This window comes from Micromonospora sp. WMMA1976, from assembly GCF_027497335.1.
GTDB lineage: Bacteria > Actinomycetota > Actinomycetes > Mycobacteriales > Micromonosporaceae > Micromonospora > Micromonospora aurantiaca.
Genome location: NZ_CP114912.1, coordinates 2039131 through 2060278, shown reverse-complemented (window position 1 = coordinate 2060278; position 21148 = coordinate 2039131). Strand labels below are relative to the sequence as shown.

The window sequence follows — 21148 nt, the reverse complement described above, 5'->3', positions numbered from 1 at the left end:
CATGAAGCTGCGGCGGGCGGCCCTTCCTGGGAGGGGGTCGGAAGGGCCGCCCGGCCAGGATCAACCTCGCTCGACGAGCCCGTGCTGACGTTCATAGGTGCGGAGGGCCGCATCCCAGGCCTGGGTGTACTCCGACGGGCCCATGTTCAAGTCGTTGTGACCCCGGACCGCCTCCCGGAGCAGTTCCACCAACTCCGGCACGGTTTCCCGGCGCTCTGCCACGTACCGACGGAACACCTCGGCGAACTGCTCCCCGGTCAGCCGGGCGGCATGCATCGTCACCGGGTCGCCTTCGAGATTCTGGAGCACCGCGCACCACCGTCGGGTCAGGTCATCGGCCTGGCGGGCCCTGACCTTATGCAGCTCGTGGTCGCACTCCAACTTGATCCGGTCCTCCCAGTACGGCCGCAGCCGCTCGCGGACCCGCTCGTCGGGGCTGACACGGACCTGGGCGGTGAAGGAGGGGGCTGTCCCCTGCCGGGGCCAGCGCTGGCCGGACAGATGCGCGTTCAGAGCCTGCTCCAGCTCGTGGGAGCGGTGCGGCTCATGCCGCCGGGCCAACTCGACCGCTTGTTCCCGGAGAATGCCGCACGCCCACGTCAGGTAGCCCTCGGCCCGGAACCGCAGTTCCTCGAACGTCATCCGGTGCGCCGTCCAGACGTAGACGGCGTACAGGCGGAAGTCAAAGGCGTCACCTTTCGCCGGCACCAGGAGGGGCTGCGGGGCCTCCTGGCGAAACGACACGGCGACGGGAGCAGCCGGGGTGGGGGAAGCGATGGTCGACGGGGCGGGCGGGAAGACGGTGTGCCACCAGCGGCGTGCCGGCTGATCCGGAGCGGAGGAAGGGGTGCTCGAAGGCGCTGCGGGAGGGGTGGTCATCTCTGTTCCTCGTTCGTGAGTCGTCGTACGTCGTCGAGTAGGGAGTTGCCGGGCATCAGGGGCTGCCAGACGTGCTGAATCTGGTGATCCAAGCGACGCCGGAGGGGCTCTCGGCCGGCCACCACCGCCGTGAGCAGCTGTCCGCAGTACATCGCCACCTCAGGCTGTCCGTCCGCGCGGCTGAGCCAGAAACCGAGCGTTCGCCAGGCGCGAAACGCGGTTCCTGGGATGGCGAGCGCGGCGGCCCAGCAGGTGGCCAGATCCTGTAGTTGGACGGTGCCGCGCCGTGTCAGGTCGAGCAGTTCGGGCCAGTGTTCCCGCGGCACGGGTGACCACCGGTCGGCCAGGATCCGCAGCGCCCGGCCGGCGTGCAGGCGCACCTCCGGGTGGGCCGAGACGGCCCACTCCGCCAGCGTGGCCGTCACCTCCGCCGTGTGCCCTGCGTCGTACACCTCCACGAGGCCCCGGACCACGGAGTTGTGCCAGCGCTGCATCCGTGCCTCCGCCACCTGACGCAGGTGGAGCAGCGCGCTCTCGGGCCAGAGACGAGCGAGGCCGAGAGCGTAGGCCCGGGCCACGGTGTCCCGGCGATGCGCCGTGCCACTGTCGGCCCAGCGGTCCAACTCGGCGCGAAGCCGATGACGCAGCGAGGGCTGCATGGCCATCGCGACCAGAGCGATGGCCGCCGTCTGACGCACACCGGCGCGTCGTTCCCGTGCCAACTCGTCCACGGCCTGCAACGCGGAGCGCACCGCGAGACTTGCCGACCAGCCGATGGCGCCCGCTGCGGCCTGCCGGACGCCGGGCACATCGCTGCGGGCGAGATCAACCCACCACCGCAGAAGCCGCTCCGGGTGCCACCAGTCCTGCCAGGCGACCTCCAGGAGGCTGGAACGAAGCGCGTCGTTGGCCGGGATGAACTCCACTCGTCGCCCGCCCGGCACTCGATCGTCGTCGACCACCCGCACCGCCTGACGAAGTTCGGGCCCCATCAACTCGTCAAGCGCGGACCCGCGGCCAGGCATGACCGCTGGCGGCAGGTCATCCGCCGAAGGCCCGGTCAACAGTCGTGCGGCGTGGTGGACCTCCGATACCGGCTGGCCGGCGAGTACCGCACAGGACAGGCGGAACGCACGACGGTCGCCGGCAGCCCAGAACTCCGACGGGTGCTGCCCGTCGGAGCAGTCGAGAATGCGCGCCGCCCGCTCCCGCACCTGCCCTGGCAGCAGGCGTTCCAACCGCTGCGTCAGATCCACACCGTTCACGGGGTTCCGGGCGATGGACTCCACCAAGCGGACCACCTCGCCCGGGCGCGGATCGCCGCGCAGGTAGGCGATCATCAGCGGGTGCCCGACGGCTTCGTCCTCGACATAGCGATCGACGCACGCTCCGACGCACTCGTTGCCACATCGCCCGACGCACCGGCCGCGCAGATGCCGCCGTAGTTGGGCCCGGAAGACATCCGCAGCGCCGGGAGGCCGATGCTCGACGATCTGGTCGGTGAACTCCCGGCCCCGCGACTGGAAATCACCGACGAGCACCACCGTGCAGCCCACCGCCTCGGCCCGAGCTGCCGCGCCGACCAGGGTCATACCGTCCAGGTCCCGGATCGCCGCGTCGCCCAAGGGCAGGACGTAACCGTGCCCGGCTCGGAGGATGCCGGCGGTCCGGATCAGATCTCCGAGGCTCTCCACGTTGATCAGGCCCACCCGGTCGTAGCCGTGCCGTCTGGCGGAGGCCAGACATGCGGCCGTGTAGCGGCCCGTACCTTCCGGTCCGGAGAGACACAGCAGCCCTCGGCGCTTGAGCCGCCGGTCGAGGTACTGATCGCTCGACGCCGGCGCGTACCCGTCCGCGGACTGTCGGACTGTGGCTCCACTCAACGTCTCCGACCAGCTCCGGCCGTCCCCGACGCCGGCCATGGTGACGTGCATCGCGCCGATGGCGGTGGCTCCGGTCCCGGTCGCGTTCTGGCCCTGAACGTGTACATCCCCGACCTCGATCCCCGCCGGTGCGCCGAGCAGCGCGGAGAGCCGGCCGATGATCTCGCGCGGGTCGAGAGACGGATCGTCCTCCGTCTCCTCCGCGAGGCCTTGCTCATCCGCATCCGACGGATCGGCGCCGGGGGCGGCCCCGTCGACCGTGGCGCGTGCAGCCTCTCCGCCGTCATCCGGGTGGACCGGCGGGACCGGCACCGGGACGCCGTCGGTCTCCGGCGGGGGCACGTGGGCGATCATCGTTCGGTCCCGTCCCGGTCGATGATCGCGTCGCGGCCGACCGATCCGATCGCCGTCGCGTTCGGGCCGACAGCGCTCTGCCCGTGGACCTGGAGGCTGCCGATCCGGATGCCGGCGTCGCCGGAATGCGGCGGTTCGACCGAACGGCCGATGGAGTCGGACTCGACGCCGCCTGCCGGGTCTACCGTTCGCGGTTCACCGACCGGCAACGACGACATGTCCTCGTCGACCACGTAGAGCCAGGCGGTCTCCTCGAAGCCCTTGTCCGGGTGGCTCACCTGAACCTTGCGAAACCGCTCGGGCCGCATCTCCTCGGGGTACTCCTGGACGACGTTCCGGTAGATGTCGTCGGAGACGACGAGCGCGACTCCAGCGTCCGGGAAGGCGGCAAGAGCCCGCTTCAGCGGATCGGAGTCGCAGAGCCGGCAGACGAGGACGACTGCCGAACCCGGGAAGCCGTTCGCGCCGTCCAGGTGTACGAGGCCCTGATGGACGGCCACCCGCAAGCGGATCCGCGCCGCCGGCACCCGGCTGACGTTGTACGCACGCAGCCGTCGGTTGAGCTCGGGGACGAATCGGCCGATGATGAGCGCCTCGTGGGCGTCCCGCGGGAGAATCGCCAATTCCCCGTCACCGGCCTGCTGGGTATGCCACTGCGTCCGGTCCAGTCCGACCAGCGCGGCGGCCTCATGCAGGAGGCGCCGGAACTCCTGCTGCGCCTCGTACTGCTGGACATTGCTGCGGCGGCTGTACCGCTCCATGTCCACGCTGATCAACATTCGTCGCTCGGGATGGTGCATCCGGTGTCGCCCCTTCGTCACTCACCCGCCGGAACCGGCGGGATCACAAGGGACATCGAATCCGGCTCGCCCGAGCCGCACCCCGTAGAAGTACGGCATCCGCCGTGCCTGTCCGGAACCGGTCTTCCCGTCTTCGTCCGGGATTCGGCAGGCGGAGCCGCGATGGACTGGACGCATGATCGACGTCCTCAGCGAGTTGCTTCTCGACGCGGGCTGGCACCCGGCGGCAGTGCTGTCCGTGGTGGCGATCTACGTCGGGGCCGCCGCACTGTTGCGCCGCGCGTCGCGCTCCGCTCAGCTTCGGCTACGCTTCGACGGTCTTCGCTGGCTGGCGAGAATGGGGTTGTCGATGCGTCGAGGGGCACCGCCCCAGGCCGAGTGGCCGTACGGGACCTTCCTCCGGCGGCTGCGCCCGGCAGATCGGGAGATCGTCCTGGGTCTCGGTGTCCGACGTCAGGTACCCGCCGGTCAGATCCTGATCCACGAGGGCGTCCGGGAATCGCACCTGGTGCTCCTGGAGGAGGGGTTGACCAAGGTGACAGCGAGTCTCCCCGACGGTAGGTCGGCGTTGCTCTCGCTGCGCGTCGGTGGTGACCTGGTCGGTGAGATGTCCGCCCTGAACGATCAACCCCGCTCGGCCACAATCACCACCTGCGGCCCCACGCGGTACAGCGTCATTCCCAGAGACCGGTTCACCCGATTCCTCAAGGAGCACCCCGAATCCGCGCTCGAACTCGCGGCGATGGTGGCGGATCGGCTGCGCTGGTCCAACCGGCGCCGCATCGACTTCACCTCGTACCACGTAAAGATCCGCGTGGCCCGGGTGATCGCGGAGCTGTGCCGGACGCACGGTAGGCGGAGTCCGGAAGGTGTGGTCATCGACGTCCGTCTGACCCAGCCGGAACTCGCCACGATCTGTGGTGCGGCGGAGACATCGATTCAGAAGGCCCTGCGCGAGCTACGCGCTGAGCGGCTCGTGGACACGGACTACCGGCGGATAACGGTCCGGGATCTGCCAGGCCTGCGAGGTCTCGGCGAGTTGCCTTCCGACGACGAGTAAGCCGTACGGTCGACGGCTGTTAAACGGGGCCCCCTCCTCTACCGGAGGCGTCAAGAGGGGGCCCCTCCTTTCAGGCGCCGCGCAGGGTGGCGCCGAAGCGCTCGGCGGCGACCGCGACGGCCGCGTCGCGCGCCGCCACCGCCTCCTCGCCCGCGAGGGTCCGGTCCGGGGCGCGGAACGTCAGTTTGTACGCCAGCGACTTGCGTCCCTCGCCGAGTTGCTCGGAGGTGTAGACGTCGAACAGGCGCACGTCCTCCAGCAGCGGGCCCGCGCCCTCGACCAGTGCCGCCCGCACCTCGGCGGCCGGCACCGACTCGTCCACCACCAACGCCACGTCGATCAGGGCCGGCGGGAACGTGGAGATGGTCGGGCCGGCCGCCAGCGGCGCGGCGGGCAGCGCGTCCAGGTCCAGTTCCATTGCGCTGGTACGCCGGGGCAGCTCCAGCGCGGCCAGCACGGCCGGGTGCAGCTCACCGGCGTGGCCGACGACCACGTCGTCCACCACCAGTTCGGCGCAGCGGCCCGGGTGCCAGGGCGCCCGCTCGCCGGCCCGTACCGTCACCCGGTCGGCGGGGATGCCGGCGGCGTCGAGCACCGCCCGGCCCGCCTCGACCGCGTCCGCCCAGCCGGCCGTGCGGCCCGCACCCCACCAGCCGGCCGGTTCGATCTCGCCGGTGAGCGCCACCGCGACGTGCCGCGGCTGGGCGGGCACCACCGCGTCGGCGGCGGCGAACTCCTCGTCGGTGGGCCGTCGGTCCACGCCCATCGCGGGCGGAGCACCGGCGCCGGGGCGCGGGTGGAAGACCGTGCCGATCTCGTAGATCGCCACGTCCCGCTGGCCCCGGCCGACGTTACGCTTGACGATGCCGAGCAGCGGGCCGAGCAGCGTGGTGCGCAGCAGCGGCTCCTCCTCCGACAGCGGGTTCGCCAGCCGTACCGCGGGGCGGCGTGGGTCGTCGGCGGGCAGGCCGAGCTGGTCGACCAGCTCCGGCGCGACGAACGGCTGCGCCAGCACCTCGACGTAGCCGCGTTCGGCGAGCGAGCGGGCGACGGCCCGGCGGCGCTGCTGCTGCCAGGTCAGGCCCCGGCCGGGCGGCGCGGTGGGCAGCACCGACGGCACACGGTCGTAGCCGTCGAGGCGTACCACCTCCTCCACCAGGTCGGCCGGGTCGGTCAGGTCGGGTCGCCAGCTCGGCGGCGTCACGGTCAGCACCTCACCGGCACCCGAGCCGGCACCGGCGGCCGTGCCCACCGTGCCCGGGTCCTCGGCGAGCCGGTCGGTGCCGCGGGTGACGGTGCAACCGACCTGCTCCAGCAGCTCCACCACCCGGTCCGGCGAGTACGTCACGCCGACGCGGCGCGACGGCAGGTCCACCGGCAGCGTCACGGGCGTACGCGGCGCGACGTGGTCGATGTCGAGCACCTCTTCGCCCGCGGTGCCGCCGGCGAGGTCGGTGAGCAGCCGGACCGCCTTCTCCAGCGCGACCAGCGGCAGCGCCGGGTCGACGCCCCGCTCCCACCGCTTCGCCGCCTCGCTGAACAGCTTGTGCCGCCGTGCGGTACGGCCGACGGTGGCCGGATCCCAGTGCGCCGCCTCGAACAGCACGTTCGTGGTGGAGGCGAGCACCTCGCTGGTCTCGCCGCCCATCACCGCCGCCAGCGAGATCGGACCCGAGTCGTCGCAGATGACCAGGTCCTCGGCGGACAGCGTGCGGTTGACCCCGTCCAGCGTGGTCAGCTTCTCCCCCGCCTCGGCACGGCGCACCACGAGCGTGCCGGCGATCCGGTCCGCGTCGAAGGCGTGCATCGGCTGGCCGAGTTCGAGCATCAGGTAGTTGGTGATGTCGACGGCGAGCGAGATGCTGCGCACCCCGGCCACCGTGAGCCGCTGCCGCATCCAGCCGGGCGTCTCGACTGTCGGGTCGACGCCGCGCACCATCCGCGCCGCGAACCGGTCGCAGCCGACAGTGTCGCGGACCTCCACCGGATACGCGGGCTCGGCGGTCGCGCCGGGCGCGGGCGCGTCGGCCGGGTCGCGGAACGGCACGCCGAGCGCGTGCGACAGCTCTCGGGCGATGCCGCGCACGCTCAGCGCGTACCCGCGGTCCGGGGTGATCTCCATCTCGACCACGACGTCGTCCAGGCCGACGACGGGCCGGGCGTCGTCGCCGGGCTGGGCCTTGACGTCCTCGGGCAACACGACGATGCCCGCGTGGTCGTCGCCGAGCCCCAGCTCCTGCGCCGAGCAGATCATGCCGTGGGAGTTGCGCCCGTACGTCTTGCGCGCGCCGATCGCGAACCCGCCGGGCAGCACACCGCCGGGGAGGATCACCACGACCTTGTCGCCCACGGCGAAGTTGCGCGCCCCGCAGACGATCTCCTGCGGCTCACCGGTGCCGTTCGCGGCGCCGACGTCGACCCGGCAGAAGCGGATCGGCTTCTTGAAGCCGGTCAGCTCCTCGATCTCCAGGACCTCGCCGACGACGAGCGGGCCGGTGACCGACTCGCGCAGGTCCACCACGGACTCGACCTCGATGCCGAGGTCGACCAGCGCCTGCTCCAGGTCGCCGGTGGGCAGGTCGGCCGGCAGGTCCACGTACTCCCGCAGCCAACTGACAGAGACTCGCATGACTGTTAAACCACCGTTCCCGTAGCTCAGGCGCCGAACGCGCGGGTGAACCGCACGTCGCCCTCGGCCATGTCCCGCATGTCACTGACGCCGTGCCGGACCATCACGGTCCGGTCGATGCCCATGCCGAACGCGAATCCGGAGTAGACCTCCGGGTCGATGCCGCAGGCGCGCAACACCCGCGGGTTGACCATGCCGCAGCCGCCCCACTCGACCCACTGCGGACCGTCCCGGTGCTCCGGGAACCACACGTCGAACTCCGCCGACGGCTCGGTGAACGGGAAGTAGTGCGGCCGCCAGCGCGTCTTCGCACCCTCGCCGAACATGGCCCGGGCGAAGTGGTCGAGCGTGCCGCGCAGGTGCGCCATGGTGATGCCCTTGTCCACTACCAGGCCCTCGACCTGGTGGAACACCGGCGCGTGGGTGGCGTCCAGCTCGTCGGTGCGGTAGACCCGGCCGGGCACCACCACGTAGATCGGCGGCTTGCGGCTGAGCATGGTGCGCGCCTGCACCGGCGACGTGTGCGTGCGCAGAACGAGGCCCGAGCCTTCGGGTGCGATGTGGAACGTGTCCATCAGGCCGCGCGCCGGGTGGTCGGCCGGGATGTTCAGCGCGTCGAAGTTGGTCCACTCCAGCTCGACCTCGGGGCCCTCGGCCACCTCGTAGCCCATGCCGATGAACAGGTCGCTGATCTGCTCCATCAGCACGCTCAGCGGGTGGCGGGCGCCGCGCGGCCGGCGGTCGTACGGCAGGGTCACGTCGACCCGCTCCTCGACCAGCACCCGCGCGGCCCGTTCCCGGTCCAGGATCTCCTGCCGGGCGGCGTACGCGGACTCGATCGCCCGGCGGGCCTCGTTGACCCGCTTGCCGGCGTCGGCCTTCGCGGCCGGCGGCAGCGCGCCGATCTCCCGGCGCGCCAGCGACACCGGGGACCGGTCACCGAGGTGCGCGGGGCGCAGCGCGGTGAGCGCGTCCGGGTCGGCGGCCTCGGCGAACGCCTTCTCGGCGTCGGCCACTGCTCCGGCCAGGGCGTCCGGGTCGAGCAGGGCGACCTGCTTCGGGTCGTACGGATCGTTGCGGTAGCTCATGGTGAACGGGCACTCCCTCACGGCGGCGCCGACCCTCGCGGGTGGCTAGGCGAGTCTACGGACGCGCGGCTTCGCCGCAGCCCGCCGGTGGGGAGTCGTGCAGGGGGAAGGTCAGGCCCGCCGCCCGCCGACACCGGCGGGCTGGCTAAACGAACGCCGTGGCGCGTTCATGACGAGGCGGACTCCCCTGCTGTCTCTCGCGTGCCCCGGGGGACACGCAGTGCTCTGGCGGAAGAATACAGGCAGACTGCGGCGGCCGCAGCCAGGTTCAGGCTCTCCGCGCGCCCGTGCAGCGGCACCCGGACCCGGGCGTCGGCGGCGCCGGTCAGCTCCTCGGGCAGGCCGTGCGCCTCCGAGCCGAACAGCCACGCGGTGGGGGCGGCCAGCCGTCCCGAGTCGGCGAGGTCGTCGAGGTCGCTGTCGCCGTACCCGGTGGTGGCGAAGATCGTGAGGCCGCCGGCACGCAGCGCCTCGACGGCGGCGAGCGGGTCGGCGGCGCGCACCACGTCGACGTGGAAGAGGCTGCCGGCGGAGGCCCGCACGCACTTGCCGTTGTAGGGGTCGACCGCCTCGCCCGCGAAGACCACAGCACCCGCGCCCGCCGCGTCGGCGGTGCGCAGCACGGTGCCGGCGTTGCCCGGGTCGCGGATGCCGGCGAGCACCGCTACCAGTCGCGGCGCGCGCGCCACTGCCTGTTCCAGGGGTACGTCGAGGTGCCGGCACACCGCCACCAGGCCCTGCGGCGCGACGGTCTCGGCCAGCGCGGCCAAGGCGTCGTCGGTCACCTCGGAGACGGGCACGTCGGCCCGGGCGGCCGCGGCCGCGAGGTCGGCGTACCTGTCGAGCGCCGCCGGGGTGCCGAACAGCTCGACCACGGTGCCGGTGCGGGCGAGCGCCTCCCGGACCGCCTGCGGTCCCTCGGCCAGGAACCGGCCGGCCTGGTCGCGGTCGCGCCGGCGCTGCAGCCGGCGGGCCGCCACGACCCTGGGGGTACGCGGGGTGAACGGTCCGGGAACGGCGTCGAGGCGCCTCCCCTGCGAACGTGACTGCATGGGAGACGCCTCGATCTGTGCCGTACGGGGTGGGTCAGGCGGCCTGAGCCGCGGCGCCACCGGTGCCCTCGGCCGCCACGGCGGCGCGAGCCAGCTCGACGATCGCCGCGAACGAGGCGGCGTCGTTGACGGCCATGTCGGCCAGGATCTTCCGGTCGACCTCGATGCCGGCCAGGCGCAGGCCCTGGATCAGGCGGTTGTAGGTCAGGCCGTTGGCCCGGGCGCCGGCGTTGATCCGCTGGATCCAGAGCTGCCGGAAGTCGCCCTTGCGGTCGCGACGGTCCCGGTAGGAGTACTGCATCGAGTGCAGCACCTGCTCCTTGGCCTTGCGGTACAGCCGGGAGCGCTGACCGCGGTAACCGCTCGCGGTCTCCAGCAGGGTACGACGCTTCTTCTGGGCGTTCACAGCCCGCTTGACGCGTGCCATCTCAACTCCTTCTTCGGTTCAGGTGGCTCGCGTCAGCGGCCGAGCAGCTTCTTGATGCGCTTGGTGTCGGCCTTGGCCAGCTCGACGGTGCCGGTCAGCCGACGGGTCTGGGTGCTGGGCTTCTTCTCCAGGTTGTGGCGAAGGCCGGCCTGCTGGGCAACGATCTTGCCCTTGCCGGTCACCTTGACCCGCTTGCCCATACCCGTGTGGCTCTTCATCTTCGGCATTGGAACGTCTTCTCCCCTGTTACTGGCCGCTGGTCTCAGCGGTCGTGCCGGTCTCGCCGGCTGCTGCGGTGTCGCCGGCCGCCGGGGTCTCGCCGGCCGGAGCGGCCGGTTCCTCCGCCGCCCGGTCGCGCGGTCCACCGCGGGACGCCGTGGCGGCGACCGCGGAGGCCTTGACGGCCCGGTGCGGAGCGAGAACCATGATCATGTTTCGGCCGTCCTGCTTCGGCGCGGCCTCGACGTATCCCAGGTCCGTGATCTCGGACTCGAGCCGGCGCAGGAGCCGGTAACCCAGCTCCGGGCGGCTCTGCTCGCGACCGCGGAACATGATCGTCACCTTGACCTTGTCGCCGGCCTTGAGGAACCGCACCACGTGACCCTTCTTGGTCTCGTAGTCGTGCGGGTCGATCTTCGGCCGGAGCTTCATCTCCTTGATGACGGTCTGCTGCTGGTTACGCCGCGCTTCGCGCGCCTTCAGTGCGCTCTCGTACTTGAACTTGCCGAAGTCCATGAGCTTGCACACCGGCGGGCGCGCCATCGGCGCAACCTCGACCAGGTCCAGGTCGACGTCCGCGGCCAGCTGCAGGGCGCGCTCAAGCGGGACGATGCCCACCTGCTCACCCTCAGGGCCGACCAGTCGGACCTCACGTGCCCGGATCTGCTCGTTCACGCGTGGTTCGACGCTGATGGGGCCTCCTCGAGTCGAGTCTCCTACGGTGCCGACTCCGTGGGCTCCCGGGTGGGAGCCGACCCGGAAAGCAGAAGGCCCCGGCGTATGCCAGGGCCCACTCGACCGGTCGGCACGATCACAGGATCGCGCATCCGGCGTCGGGACGTGCCCGAAACCGGGGACCGGACCCGGCCACCGTGGCGGCGACTCGGGTGGGAGCGGGCGCTCCGCTTCTCGACCGCCCGCGCGTCAGGGACGGGGGCAGTCTGGTCGACTCCGCAACACTACACCCTCGGCCCAGGCCCGCCCAAACCGGGCTCGCTGGTCAGCGGGGTGCCGACTGCCCGGCGGACAGCGCCGCCAGGTGCGCCTGGTGCAGGCGGCGCAGCGCGCGGACCGCCTCGACCGCGCTCTCCTTGTCGGCGGCCTGCAACGCGACCATCGGCAGCAGGTCGTCGTCGTGCAGCTCCAGGCTGGCCCACGGTGCGCCCCGGTCGAACCGGACACCGCGGACGACCTCCCACGGCAGCTCGTACGAGCTGAACACGTTGCGCACCCGGACGCCCTTGGCGTCGGCGATCACGCGGGGGCGGGTGAACAGCAGGAAGCCGAGCGCGCCGAAGACACCCAGGCCGATCATGGCGAACTGGTCGCCACGCTGGAACGTGCCGTAGCCGTTGCCGGTGGCGCCGGTCAGCGACGTCGCGACGAGGCTGAACACCACGATCAGCGTGACGGCCGACACCCAGCAGACGACCCGGACGCGGCGGGGTCGCACGGTCACCACGGAATCGCTCACCCGACCAGTCTGCCATCCGGTTCACGCGCGCCTTCGGCCGCCACACGGTCCGGGCCGCGCCGGCGCAGCCCGGTGACCACCACGGCGAGCAGCGTGAGCAGGGCGCCGGCCAGCACCGGCAGCCGGACACCGGGGCCGCCGGGCAGGACCAGGTCGAGCAGCAGCGCGCCGCCGAGCTGCCCGGCCACCAGCGCCAGGCCGGTCCGCAGCACGCCGGCGGCGCGTACCCCGACCAGCAGCGAGAGCACGATGCCGACGCCGAGGACGCCGCCGAGGTAGAGCCACCACTGGCCGGGCCAGCGGGGCTGACTCGCGAGCGCGCCGGTCAGCGCCGCGACCGCACCGATCACCACGGTGCTGACCGCGAAGTTCACGGCGAGCCCGGCCGCCGGGCCGACCGAGGCGGCGACCCGCCCGTTGAGCGCGGACTGCCCGGCCACCGCCAGCCCGCCCAGGACGCAGAGCAGCACCAGCCCGACCGCCAGGTCACCGACCGGGCGGCCGAGCTGCGCGAGCGCGACAGCGCCGACGCCGAGCACCGCGCCGCCGACCCGGGGCACTGTGAGCGGCATCCGCCCGGTCGCGGCCAGCCCGGCCCGGTCCACCGCGAGGCCGCCGAGGCTGCCACCGGCCACCTGGGCGATCGTGAACACCGCCACCCCGAGCACCGGCACCACCACCGGGGCGACCAGCACGATCACCGCGCCGCCGACCCCGCCCAGGTACGCCCACCACGGCAGCCCGGAGCGGCGCAGCCCGGCCAGCCCGGCGCGCATCGACGGCAGGGTCACGATCCCGGCCAGCACCAGCAGGCAGCCGCCGAGGTTGTTGACGACCGCGCCGAGGACCGGGGCACCGGTCCGCTCCCCCATCTCGGCGTTGACCGCGCCCTGCGCGGCCGAAGCCACGCCACCCAGGACGACCACCGCGAGCGCGGCCGGGAGCGGCAGCGGCCTCACAGCCGGCAGGCGTGGATGTTGGTGACGAGGATCGCGCGGGCGCCCAGCTCGTACAGCTCGTCCATGATCCGGTGCACGTCGTCGCGGAGCACCATCGCCTGCACCGCGACCCAGCCCTCCCGGTGCAGCGGCGAGACCGTGGGCGACTCGATGCCGGGGGTCAGCGAGCTGGCCCGGTCCAGCAGGCCGGCCGGCACGTCGTAGGCGAGCATCACGTACCGGCGGGCGACCAGGACGCCGTGCAGCCGACGCTGCAACTGCTCCTGCTGAGGGCCACCGGGCGCACCCGCGCGGCGGACCAGCACCGCCGAGGAGCGCAGCAGCGGCTCGCCGAACACCACCAGGCCGGCCTGACGCAGCGTCGCGCCGGTCTCCACCACGTCGGCGACCACGTCGGCCACGCCGAGGCGGATGGCGTTCTCCACCGCGCCGTCCAGGCGGATCACGTCGGCCTTGACGCCCAGCTCGGCCAGGTGCCGCTCGACCAGACCCGGGTACGCGGTGGCGATGCGGTGCCCGCCGAGCTGCTGGACCGACGCCACGTCGTCGGGCCGGGCGGCGAACCGGAAGGTGGCCCGCCCGAAGTCGAGGTCGACGATCTCCTCGGCCGGCGCGCCGGAGTCGATCAGCAGGTCACGGCCGGTGATGCCGACGTCCAGGTCGCCGGAGCCGACGTAGGTGGCGATGTCCTTGGGACGCAGGTAGAAGAACTCGATGTCGTTGGCCTCGTCCCGGCAGACCAGGTCCTTCGGGTCGGTGCGCTGGCGGTAGCCCGCCTCGCGCAGCATCCCGGCGGCCGACTCGGCCAGGGCGCCCTTGTTGGGTACTGCGACACGCAGCATGGGAGTGCTCCTTCGTTCGATCGGATGATCAGCGGACGGGCACTCAGAGATGTCGGTAGACGTCCTTCAGCTCCAGGCCGGTGGCGAGCATCAGCACCTGCGCCTGGTAGAGCAGCTGGGAGATCTCCTCGGCGGCCCGCTCCGGGCCCTCGTGCTCGGCGGCCATCCACGACTCGGCCGCCTCCTCGACGACCTTCTTGCCGATGAAGTGCACGCCCTTGGCGAGCGCCTCGACAGTGCCCGAGCCCGGGGTGCCGGCGGCGGCCTTGGCCTGCAGCTCGGCGAACAACTCCTCGAACGTCTTCACGGAAGGCGATTCTTCCAGCCGCCCCGGGTGAGCACGCCCACCGGGTCCACCCGCGTCGTCCGGCTCACCCGGGCAGCGCGGCGAGGAAGTCCCGCACCACGGTGGCGAGCTCGGCGGGGCGCGCGGCCGGCACCGCGTGACCGGCCTCGACTGTCACCAGGCGGGCGGCGGGGATCCGGGCCGCCATCCGCGCCAGCTCGTGCTGCGGCAGGTGGCTGGCGGGACCACCGGCCACCACCAGGGTGGGCGCAGTGATCTCGGTCAACTCCTCCCACCACGTGGGAGGCGGGGCGTTGAGTTCCGCGACGACCGCTTCGCGGGCGGCCCAGTCATAGGGCAGCGGGCCGGCCGGCCGAGGTGGCAGCCGCAGGCCGAGCGGCACCGGTGGCGGCGGTTCGACGAGCACCAGCGCCGCCACCCGGTCCGGAGACGCCCGGGCGAGCAGGTGGGCGGCCACCGCGCCGGAGGAGTGGCCCAGCACCGTGACCCGGGTCAGCGCCAGCGCGTCGAGCAGTCCTCGTACGTCGTCGCGGACCAGTTCCAGCGAGTACGCGTCGGCAGGCCCGGTGGCCCCGTAGCCGCGCAGGTCGGGGGCGTACGTGCGGGTGGTGGCGCGGAGCGCGGCCGCGAGGGCGGCCCAGCTCTCCCCCGATCCCGTGCCGCCGTGCAGTGCCACGAGCGGGCAGCCGTCGGCGGGGCCCCAGATCCGGTACGCCATCCGCAGCCCCGGCAGGTCCGCGTACCCGATCTCCGTCACCGCGCTGCCTCCCCGTCCTCCCCGCCACGCGCCGATCATGAAGTTGGCGGCAATCGCTGTCCTTTTTGTCTCCGTCAACTTCATGATCGCCGGGCTGGGCGCGCGCTCCGGGACGCCGGTGGGTCAGGCGAAGCCGACCCGGTGGGCGGACTGGGCGTCCAGCGCGCGGACGGCAAGCGCGGCGTCCAGCGCGGCGACCGTCGCCGACCAGCCCTTGTCCTCGGCCGAGCCGGGCAGCCCGGCCCGATCCCGGGCCTGCTCGATGGTGTCGACCGTGAGCACACCGTGCGCCACCGGCTTGCCCTCGTCCAGCGCCACCCGGGTCAGCCCTTCGGTGACCGACTGGCAGACGTAGTCGAAGTGCGCCGTTGCGCCGCGTACCACCACGCCGAGCGCGACCACCACGTCGAAGCGGCGGGCCATCGCCTGGGCCACCACCGGCAGCTCCACCGAACCGGCCACCCGGGCCACCACGGCCCGCGCCCCGCAGGCCTGCGCGGCGGCCACGGCCCGCTCGGTCATGTGGTCGGTCAGGTCGCCGTGCCACCGGGCGGCCACCACGCCGACGGTCATCCCGGCGGCGTCCACCGCGGTCACGCCCGGCTCACCGAAACCCGCCATCGCCCTACGCTCCGATCTCGTCACCGGCGACCGGGCGGCCCATCGGCGCCTCGGTCACCTCGTCCAGTCCGTCCAGCAGGTGCCCCATCCGGTCCCGCTTGGTGCGCAGGTAGCGCACGTTCTCCGGGTTGGACCGCACGGGCAGCCCCTCCCGGCCGGTCACGGTGAGGCCGTACCCCTCCAGCCCGGCCCGCTTGGCCGGGTTGTTCGTCAGCAGCCGCATCGACCGGACGCCCAGGTCGTAGAGGATCTGCGCGCCGGTGCCGTAGTCGCGGGCGTCGGCCGGCAGCCCGAGGTCGAGGTTCGCGTCCACGGTGTCGCGGCCCTGGTCCTGGAGCTGGTACGCCTGCAGCTTGTGCAGCAGGCCGATGCCCCGGCCCTCGTGCCCGCGCACGTAGAGGACCACGCCTCGGCCCTCCTGGGCGACCCGGGCCAGCGACGCCTGCAACTGCGGCCCGCAGTCGCAGCGCAGCGAGCCGAACACGTCGCCGGTGAGGCACTCGGAGTGCACCCGCACCAGCACGTCCCGCCCGTCGCCCAGGTCGCCCATGACCAGCGCGACGTGCTCGGCCGGGTCGTGCTCGGCGCGGTAGCCGAGCGCCTTGAACACGCCGTACGGGGTGGGCATCCGGGCCTCGGCGGCCAGCTCGACCTGCTTCTCGGTACGCCGCCGATGTGCGATCAGGTCCGCGATGGTGACGAGCGTCAGCCCGTGCTCGGCGCAGAACTTCTCCAGGTCCGGCAGGCGCATCATGGTGCCGTCGTCGTTCACCAGCTCGCAGAGCACCCCGGCCGGGCGCAGCCCGGCCATCCGGGTCAGGTCCACCGCCGCCTCGGTGTGCCCGGGGCGGCGCAGCACCCCGCCGGCGCGGGCGCGCAGCGGCACCACGTGGCCGGGCCGGGCCAGGTCGGTCGGGCCGGTGGCGGCGTCGGCGAGCAGCCGGATGGTGTGCGACCGGTCGGCGGCCGAGATGCCGGTGCTGACGCCCTCGCGGGCGTCCACAGTCACCGTGTACGCGGTGCCGCGCCGGTCCTGGTTCGTGTGGTGCATCGGCGGCAGGTCGAGCCGGTCGCACTCGTCCTCGGTCAGCGGCACGCAGATGTAGCCGGAGGTGTAGCGGACCATGAACGCGACCAGCTCCGGGGTGGCCAGCTCGGCCGCGAAGATCAGATCGCCCTCGTTCTCGCGGTCCTCGTCGTCGACCACCACCACCGGACGCCCGGCGGCGATGTCCGCGACCGCCTGCTCGATCGAACCGAACGTGCTCATGCCACGGCCTCCGAGTACGTCGCCGGGATCGGGGCGGGCGCGGTCGCGACGGCCCGGGAGGTGCGCCACCAGCTGTACAGGCCGGCCGCGCAGAACGCGCCGTAGACCAGGTACATGGCGGCCGACGGGTAGAAGCCGCCGCGCAGCAGCAGCGGTACGCCGACCGCGTCGACGGCGATCCAGATCAGCCAGAACTCGACCCAGCCGCGGGCCATGCCGTACGTGGCGAGCAGGCTGCCGACCAGGATCCAGGCATCGGGCAGCGGCCCCCACGAACCGAGCGCGGCGAGCACCGGGTACGCGGCGGCGGTGCCGGCGACGGCCGCGACGAGCAGGCCGAGCCGCTCCGGCCAGGTGGCCCAGCGCGGCACCACGGCCGGCTCGTCCCCGCCACCGGCGCGCCGGTTGCGCGACCAGCGCCACCAGCCGTACACGCTGACGGCGAAGAAGAAGACCTGCCGGCCGGCCTGGCCGTAGAGGTCGTGCGCCTGCGGGGTGACGAAGACGCCGCCGAGGAACACGGTGAGCAGCAGCGCGTTACCGATCATGCCGACCGGCCAGGCCCAGACCACGCGGCGCAGCCCGAGCAGCGCCGAGCCGAGCCCGAAGACGTTGCCGACGATCTCCCGGACCAGCACCGGCGAGCCGGCCACGTGCACCTGGGCGTCGAGCAGCCAGCCGAGCGGGCCCATCACCGGGCACCCCCCACGCTCCGGTCGCCGAGCAGCCGCTCGACGTACTTGGCCAGCACGTCGACCTCCAGGTTGACCGGGTCGCCGACCTGCTTCGTGCCGAGCACCGTGAGCTTCAGCGTGGTGGGGATCAGACCGACCGAGAACCAGTCGTCGCCCGCCTCGGCGACGGTCAGGGACACGCCGTCGACGGTGATCGAGCCCTTCTCCACCACGTACCGGGCCAGCCCGTCGGGCAGCCGGAACCGGACCGTCTCCCACTGCGCTGCGGGCTCCCGGGCGACGATCTCGCCGACGCCGTCGACGTGGCCCTGCACCAGGTGGCCGCCGAGGCGGCTGTTCAGCACGGCGGCCCGTTCCAGGTTGACCGGGTCGCCGGGGCGCAGCGCGCCGAGCGCGGTACGGCGCAGCGTCTCGCCCATCACGTCGGCGGTGAACACGCCGCCGTCGACGTCGACAACGGTGAGGCAGACGCCGTTGACGGCGATGGAGTCGCCGTGCCGGGCGTCCGAGGTGACGAGCGGGCCACGGATGGCGACCAGCGCGGAGTCGTCGCCGGTCTCGGTGCTCCGGACGATCTCGCCCAGTTCCTCGACGATGCCGGTGAACATGTCAGCCCTCCCTCTTCCGGGGCAGCGCGGTGATCCGCAGGTCGGGACCGACCCGCGTAACGTCGGTGATCTCCAGATCGATGGCGTCGGCGATGGTGCTCACGCCGGCGTCGAGCAGCGCGGTCGGACCGGCGCCGAGCAGCTTCGGCGCCACGTACCCGACGATCCTGTCGATCAGGCCGGCGGCGAGGAACGCGCCGGCCAGCGTCGGCCCGCCCTCCAGCAGCGCGGCCCGCACGCCGCGGTGGTGCAGCTCCGCCAGCAGCGCCGCCAGGTCGACCCGGCCGTCCGGGCCGGCGCCGACCTCCGCGGCGGTGGCCACCCAGGTGCGGGCGGCGCCGTCGCGGACCCGGGCGTCGGCCGGGGTACGCCCCGAGCTGTCCACCACCACCCGCAGCGGCTGCCGGATGGCGAGCGTGCCGTCGCGCAGGTTGCGGGCGGTCAGCCGGGGGTCGTCGGTGAGCACGGTGCCCACGCCGGCGAGCACCGCGTCGACGGTGCCGCGCAGCGCGTGCACGTCGACCCGGGCCGCCTCCGAGGTGATCCACATGCTGGTGCCGTCGGCGGCGGCGGAACGCCCGTCGAGCGTGGCCGCGTACTTCCAGATCACGTACGGCCAGCCGCGGCGCATCGAGGTGAGCCAGGCCACGTTGCCGGCCTCGGCCTCCTGGGCGCGTACCCCGAGAGCGACCTGGACCCCGGCGGCGCGCAGCGTGGCGGCGCCGCCGGAGGCGACCGGGTTGGGGTCGGGCACGGCGATCACCACGCGGGACACCCCGGCGGCGATGAGCGCGTGGCTGCAGGGGCCGGTGCGGCCGGTGTGGTCGCAGGGTTCCAGGGTGACCACAGCGGTGCCGCCGCGGGCGCGCGTGCCGGCCTGGGCCAGCGCGACGATCTCCGCGTGCGGACCACCGGCGTACGCGTGGAAGCCCTCGCCGACGACCTCGCCCTCGGTGTCGAGCAGCACGCAGCCGACCACCGGGTTGGGGCTGGTGGTGCCGAGGCCGCGCGCGGCCAGTTCGATGGCACGACGCATCGCCTCGTCGACGGAGACGCTCGCCATGGCCGCCTGTCCTCCCGCTCGCCGGTCGCGCGCGGGCGGTTCGGGAACAGCGGCAGGAAAGCCGCGGACACGCGGCGGCGGGAACCCGGGGACGGCGACGCCGACCCCGGGGAGCCCACGCGGCGGCTGAGGGTGCTCAGCGGCCGGCAGGGGCCTCCCCCGTTCCGCGCGCTGTCTCCCATCCGGACTTTCTGGGGGCGGACGAGCCGCACCCCAACCGTCGGCCCCGGATTCTCACCAGGTCCACCGTCCGGCCGAAGCCGTCCGGGTCGCGGGCTTACCACGGTCGGACCGTGGATCACCGCCGGTTCGGAATTTCACCGAGCCCCGCCAGCGCGTGGTGGGTATACGGGAAGTCTTACACGTTCCGCCCGGGCGTGCGCCACAGAGGCGAGCTACCTCACAGGACCGCCTCAGGTGACGCCGCGCCGGCGGTCCACCGCCACGTACGAGCCTGGCTGGCTCTTGGCCACCGTCTTCATCTCCGAGGCCACCGCGATCGCCTCCAGCGGGTCGGTGAACCGCTTGCCGGAATCGGACAGCGACACGCCGATGGAGAGCGTCACCAGCGCGGCGCGGCGGATGTTGCCGCGCCGGTCCTTCAGCTCGACGAAGCCGCGTTCCCGGTCGGTGGCGTCGTACAGCGCGTCCGCGGCCTTCTCGAAGTCGACGACGGCCCGGCTGGTCAGCGGCCGGACCTGGCTGGGGGCGCAGACGATGACGAAGTCGTCGCCGCCGACGTGGCCGAGGAACGCCGGCGGCATCCCGATCGACACCACCGCGCGGTGCAGGCTGCGGGCCAGCGCCGAGATGAACTCGTCGCCGCGCACGAAGCCGTACCGGTCGTTGACGCTCTTGAACCGGTCGATGTCGATGTAGCCGACGGCGTAGTCGACGCCGTTGCGGACCCGGTCGCTGATCTCCCGCCGGATCCGGCTGTTGCCGGGCAGTCCGGTCAGCGGCGAGACCTCCCGGAACTCCTTGTTGCGGCGCAGCGTGGAGTTGACCCGGGCCACCAGTTCCAGCGTGTCGAACGGCTTGACCAGGTAGTCGTCCGCGCCGACGCTGAGCCCGTTGACCTTGTCCTGGGTCATCCCCTTGGCGGTCAGCATGATCACCGGCAGGGCCGAGGTCATCGGGTCGGCGCGCAGCCGCCGGGTCAGTTCCAGCCCGTCGATGCGCGGCATCATCAGGTCGACCACTGCGAGGTCGGGCCGCTGCCGCTCGATGACCTCCAGCGCCTCCTGGCCGTCGGCGGCGTGCAGCACCTCGAAGCCGTGCAGGCGCAGGTTGAACTCGACGAAGCGGGCGATGTCCTCGTCGTCGTCGACGACGAGGATCACGTCGGGTCGCTCGCCGGCCGGGTCCATCTCAGGCCCCGGTCATCGCGCGTTCCGCCAGGCCCCGCAGGCGGCGCACCGCCTCCGCGGGATCGTCGGCGCCGTAGACGGCGGTGCCCGCGACGAACGCGTCGGCGCCGGCCGCGGCGGCCTGCTCGATGGTGTCCGCGGCGATGCCGCCGTCGACCTCGATGCGCAGCTCCAGGTGCCCGCTGTCGACGTGCCGGCGGGCCGCGCGCACCTTGTCCAGCAGTTGCGGCAGGAAACGCTGGCCGCCGAAGCCGGCCTTGATCGTCATGATCAGCAGCGTGTCGAAGCTCGGCAGCAGCTCCAGGTACGGCTCGATCGGGGTGTCCCGGTCGATCGCCAGCCCGGCCTTCGCCCCGGCCGAGCGCAGGTCCTTCGCCAGCGCCACCGGGTCGTCGCACGCCTCGGCGTGGAACGTGACGTTGTACGCCCCGGCGTCGGCGTACCCGGGCGCCCAGCGGCGCGGATCCTCGATCATCAGGTGCACGTCGAACGGGATCCCGGTGACGGCGCGCAGGCTCTGCACCACCGGCAGCCCGATGGTCAGGTTGGGTACGAAGTGGTTGTCCATTACGTCGACGTGCAGCCAGTCGGCGGCGGGCTCCACGGCACGGACCTCGTCGGCGAGGCGGGCGAAATCGGCGGCCAGGATGCTGGGCGCGACGATCGGCGGCGGTACGGTCACGGGGCCAGTGTACGAACGCGGTGATCCGGAGGTAGCGGCACGGCTCCCGGAGCGACCAGCGGTGATCCTTCCGTCACCCGCGGTGCACCGTCCGGCCGTCCGGGGAGAA

22 protein-coding genes and 1 riboswitch are annotated in these 21148 nt (G+C 72.8%); of the genes, 1 reads left to right on the top strand and 21 read right to left on the bottom strand.

The genetic code is table 11. The features are described 5' to 3' along the window. Positions 1-60: 60 nt before the first annotated feature. Genes O7546_RS09710 through O7546_RS09700 form a run of 3 tightly spaced genes read right to left on the bottom strand, consistent with a single transcriptional unit; the run spans position 61 to position 3877 of the window. Positions 61-879, bottom strand: a complete 819-nt coding sequence (locus tag O7546_RS09710) for a hypothetical protein (RefSeq protein ID WP_281600748.1) — start codon at positions 877-879, stop codon at positions 61-63. Beyond that, positions 876-3116, bottom strand: a complete 2241-nt coding sequence (locus tag O7546_RS09705) for a hypothetical protein (RefSeq protein ID WP_269696570.1) — start codon at positions 3114-3116, stop codon at positions 876-878. Before O7546_RS09705 ends, O7546_RS09710 begins: the two co-directional genes overlap by 4 nt. Further along, positions 3113-3877, bottom strand: a complete 765-nt coding sequence (locus O7546_RS09700; RefSeq protein WP_281601150.1) for a hypothetical protein — start codon at positions 3875-3877, stop codon at positions 3113-3115. Before O7546_RS09700 ends, O7546_RS09705 begins: the two co-directional genes overlap by 4 nt. A gap of 214 nt (positions 3878-4091) precedes the next feature. Here O7546_RS09700 and O7546_RS09695 point away from each other — a divergent pair, with 214 nt between their 5' ends. Then, a complete protein-coding gene (locus O7546_RS09695) occupies positions 4092-4976 on the top strand; it encodes a Crp/Fnr family transcriptional regulator (RefSeq protein WP_269696568.1) in 885 nt (294 codons plus the stop codon). Between the two features lie 70 nt (positions 4977-5046). Here the strand turns inward: O7546_RS09695 and O7546_RS09690 are convergent, their stop codons facing one another. From O7546_RS09690 to rpe, 18 genes are all read right to left on the bottom strand, one after another. Next, positions 5047-7605, bottom strand: a complete 2559-nt coding sequence (locus tag O7546_RS09690) for a phenylalanine--tRNA ligase subunit beta (RefSeq protein WP_194802846.1) — start codon at positions 7603-7605, stop codon at positions 5047-5049. Between the two features lie 26 nt (positions 7606-7631). Then, complete coding sequence (gene pheS, locus O7546_RS09685) at positions 7632-8693, bottom strand: phenylalanine--tRNA ligase subunit alpha (RefSeq protein WP_013474913.1); 1062 nt, start codon at positions 8691-8693, stop codon at positions 7632-7634. A 167-nt stretch (positions 8694-8860) separates the two neighbouring features. Continuing rightward, the gene (locus O7546_RS09680; RefSeq protein WP_194802847.1) at positions 8861-9745 is read right to left on the bottom strand and encodes an RNA methyltransferase; all 885 of its coding nucleotides are present in this window, start codon (positions 9743-9745) and stop codon (positions 8861-8863) included. Positions 9746-9779: 34 nt separating this feature from the next. Continuing rightward, entirely contained in the window at positions 9780-10172 is a 393-nt protein-coding gene (gene rplT / locus O7546_RS09675; protein WP_043324928.1) for a 50S ribosomal protein L20, read from the bottom strand. 32 nt (positions 10173-10204) lie between these two features. Then, a complete protein-coding gene (gene rpmI / locus O7546_RS09670) occupies positions 10205-10399 on the bottom strand; it encodes a 50S ribosomal protein L35 (protein ID WP_007075851.1) in 195 nt (64 codons plus the stop codon). Between the two features lie 19 nt (positions 10400-10418). Next, positions 10419-11066: a translation initiation factor IF-3 gene (infC, locus tag O7546_RS09665; RefSeq protein ID WP_043324929.1), complete on the bottom strand. Its 648-nt coding sequence runs from the start codon at positions 11064-11066 to the stop codon at positions 10419-10421. A gap of 325 nt (positions 11067-11391) precedes the next feature. After that, entirely contained in the window at positions 11392-11865 is a 474-nt protein-coding gene (locus O7546_RS09660; protein ID WP_194802848.1) for a PH domain-containing protein, read from the bottom strand. Further along, the gene (locus O7546_RS09655; protein WP_194802849.1) at positions 11862-12824 is read right to left on the bottom strand and encodes a DMT family transporter; all 963 of its coding nucleotides are present in this window, start codon (positions 12822-12824) and stop codon (positions 11862-11864) included. Before O7546_RS09655 ends, O7546_RS09660 begins: the two co-directional genes overlap by 4 nt. After that, positions 12821-13666: an ATP phosphoribosyltransferase gene (hisG, locus tag O7546_RS09650; protein WP_194802850.1), complete on the bottom strand. Its 846-nt coding sequence runs from the start codon at positions 13664-13666 to the stop codon at positions 12821-12823. The genes O7546_RS09655 and hisG overlap by 4 nt, the downstream gene beginning before the upstream one ends. Positions 13667-13709: 43 nt before the next feature. Further along, complete coding sequence (locus tag O7546_RS09645; protein WP_198039659.1) at positions 13710-13991, bottom strand: phosphoribosyl-ATP diphosphatase; 282 nt, start codon at positions 13989-13991, stop codon at positions 13710-13712. Positions 13992-14037: 46 nt separating this feature from the next. Next, entirely contained in the window at positions 14038-14730 is a 693-nt protein-coding gene (locus O7546_RS09640) for an alpha/beta hydrolase (protein ID WP_281600747.1), read from the bottom strand. 123 nt (positions 14731-14853) lie between these two features. Beyond that, positions 14854-15351: a 6,7-dimethyl-8-ribityllumazine synthase gene (ribH, locus tag O7546_RS09635; RefSeq protein ID WP_091424378.1), complete on the bottom strand. Its 498-nt coding sequence runs from the start codon at positions 15349-15351 to the stop codon at positions 14854-14856. A gap of 4 nt (positions 15352-15355) precedes the next feature. Continuing rightward, on the bottom strand, positions 15356-16621 hold the full coding sequence (locus O7546_RS09630) for a bifunctional 3,4-dihydroxy-2-butanone-4-phosphate synthase/GTP cyclohydrolase II (RefSeq protein WP_194802851.1): 1266 nt from the start codon (positions 16619-16621) through the stop codon (positions 15356-15358). Further along, positions 16618-17313 (bottom strand): nicotinamide riboside transporter PnuC, encoded by a 696-nt coding sequence (gene pnuC, locus O7546_RS09625; RefSeq protein ID WP_194802852.1) that lies wholly within the window; start codon positions 17311-17313, stop codon positions 16618-16620. The genes O7546_RS09630 and pnuC overlap by 4 nt, the downstream gene beginning before the upstream one ends. After that, on the bottom strand, positions 17313-17924 hold the full coding sequence (locus O7546_RS09620) for a riboflavin synthase (protein ID WP_194802853.1): 612 nt from the start codon (positions 17922-17924) through the stop codon (positions 17313-17315). Before O7546_RS09620 ends, pnuC begins: the two co-directional genes overlap by 1 nt. A 1-nt stretch (position 17925) precedes the next feature. Then, positions 17926-18987, bottom strand: coding sequence for a bifunctional diaminohydroxyphosphoribosylaminopyrimidine deaminase/5-amino-6-(5-phosphoribosylamino)uracil reductase RibD (gene ribD, locus O7546_RS09615; protein ID WP_269696566.1), 1062 nt, complete (start codon positions 18985-18987; stop codon positions 17926-17928). 166 nt (positions 18988-19153) lie between these two features. Then, a riboswitch (FMN riboswitch) is annotated at positions 19154-19326 on the bottom strand. Between the two features lie 74 nt (positions 19327-19400). Further along, positions 19401-20357, bottom strand: coding sequence for a response regulator (locus tag O7546_RS09610; protein ID WP_194802855.1), 957 nt, complete (start codon positions 20355-20357; stop codon positions 19401-19403). A gap of 1 nt (position 20358) precedes the next feature. Beyond that, on the bottom strand, positions 20359-21039 hold the full coding sequence (gene rpe / locus O7546_RS09605; protein WP_128137820.1) for a ribulose-phosphate 3-epimerase: 681 nt from the start codon (positions 21037-21039) through the stop codon (positions 20359-20361). Between the last annotated feature and the right edge of the window lie 109 nt (positions 21040-21148).

Excerpts from the sequence above, each read along its gene's own strand:
- O7546_RS09710 (WP_281600748.1), bottom strand. The coding sequence starts at position 879 with ATGACCACCCCTCCCGCAGCGCCTTCGAGCACCCCTTCCTCCGCTCCG.
- O7546_RS09705 (WP_269696570.1), bottom strand. The coding sequence starts at position 3,116 with ATGATCGCCCACGTGCCCCCGCCGGAGACCGACGGCGTCCCGGTGCCG.
- O7546_RS09700 (WP_281601150.1), bottom strand. The coding sequence starts at position 3,877 with ATGGAGCGGTACAGCCGCCGCAGCAATGTCCAGCAGTACGAGGCGCAG.
- O7546_RS09695 (WP_269696568.1), top strand. The coding sequence starts at position 4,092 with ATGATCGACGTCCTCAGCGAGTTGCTTCTCGACGCGGGCTGGCACCCG.
- O7546_RS09690 (WP_194802846.1), bottom strand. The coding sequence starts at position 7,605 with ATGCGAGTCTCTGTCAGTTGGCTGCGGGAGTACGTGGACCTGCCGGCC.
- pheS (WP_013474913.1), bottom strand. The coding sequence starts at position 8,693 with ATGAGCTACCGCAACGATCCGTACGACCCGAAGCAGGTCGCCCTGCTC.
- O7546_RS09680 (WP_194802847.1), bottom strand. The coding sequence starts at position 9,745 with ATGCAGTCACGTTCGCAGGGGAGGCGCCTCGACGCCGTTCCCGGACCG.
- rplT (WP_043324928.1), bottom strand. The coding sequence starts at position 10,172 with ATGGCACGCGTCAAGCGGGCTGTGAACGCCCAGAAGAAGCGTCGTACC.
- rpmI (WP_007075851.1), bottom strand. The coding sequence starts at position 10,399 with ATGCCGAAGATGAAGAGCCACACGGGTATGGGCAAGCGGGTCAAGGTG.
- hisG (WP_194802850.1), bottom strand. The coding sequence starts at position 13,666 with ATGCTGCGTGTCGCAGTACCCAACAAGGGCGCCCTGGCCGAGTCGGCC.
- ribH (WP_091424378.1), bottom strand. The coding sequence starts at position 15,351 with ATGGCGGGTTTCGGTGAGCCGGGCGTGACCGCGGTGGACGCCGCCGGG.
- O7546_RS09630 (WP_194802851.1), bottom strand. The coding sequence starts at position 16,621 with ATGAGCACGTTCGGTTCGATCGAGCAGGCGGTCGCGGACATCGCCGCC.
- pnuC (WP_194802852.1), bottom strand. The coding sequence starts at position 17,313 with ATGGGCCCGCTCGGCTGGCTGCTCGACGCCCAGGTGCACGTGGCCGGC.
- O7546_RS09620 (WP_194802853.1), bottom strand. The coding sequence starts at position 17,924 with ATGTTCACCGGCATCGTCGAGGAACTGGGCGAGATCGTCCGGAGCACC.
- ribD (WP_269696566.1), bottom strand. The coding sequence starts at position 18,987 with ATGGCGAGCGTCTCCGTCGACGAGGCGATGCGTCGTGCCATCGAACTG.
- O7546_RS09610 (WP_194802855.1), bottom strand. The coding sequence starts at position 20,357 with ATGGACCCGGCCGGCGAGCGACCCGACGTGATCCTCGTCGTCGACGAC.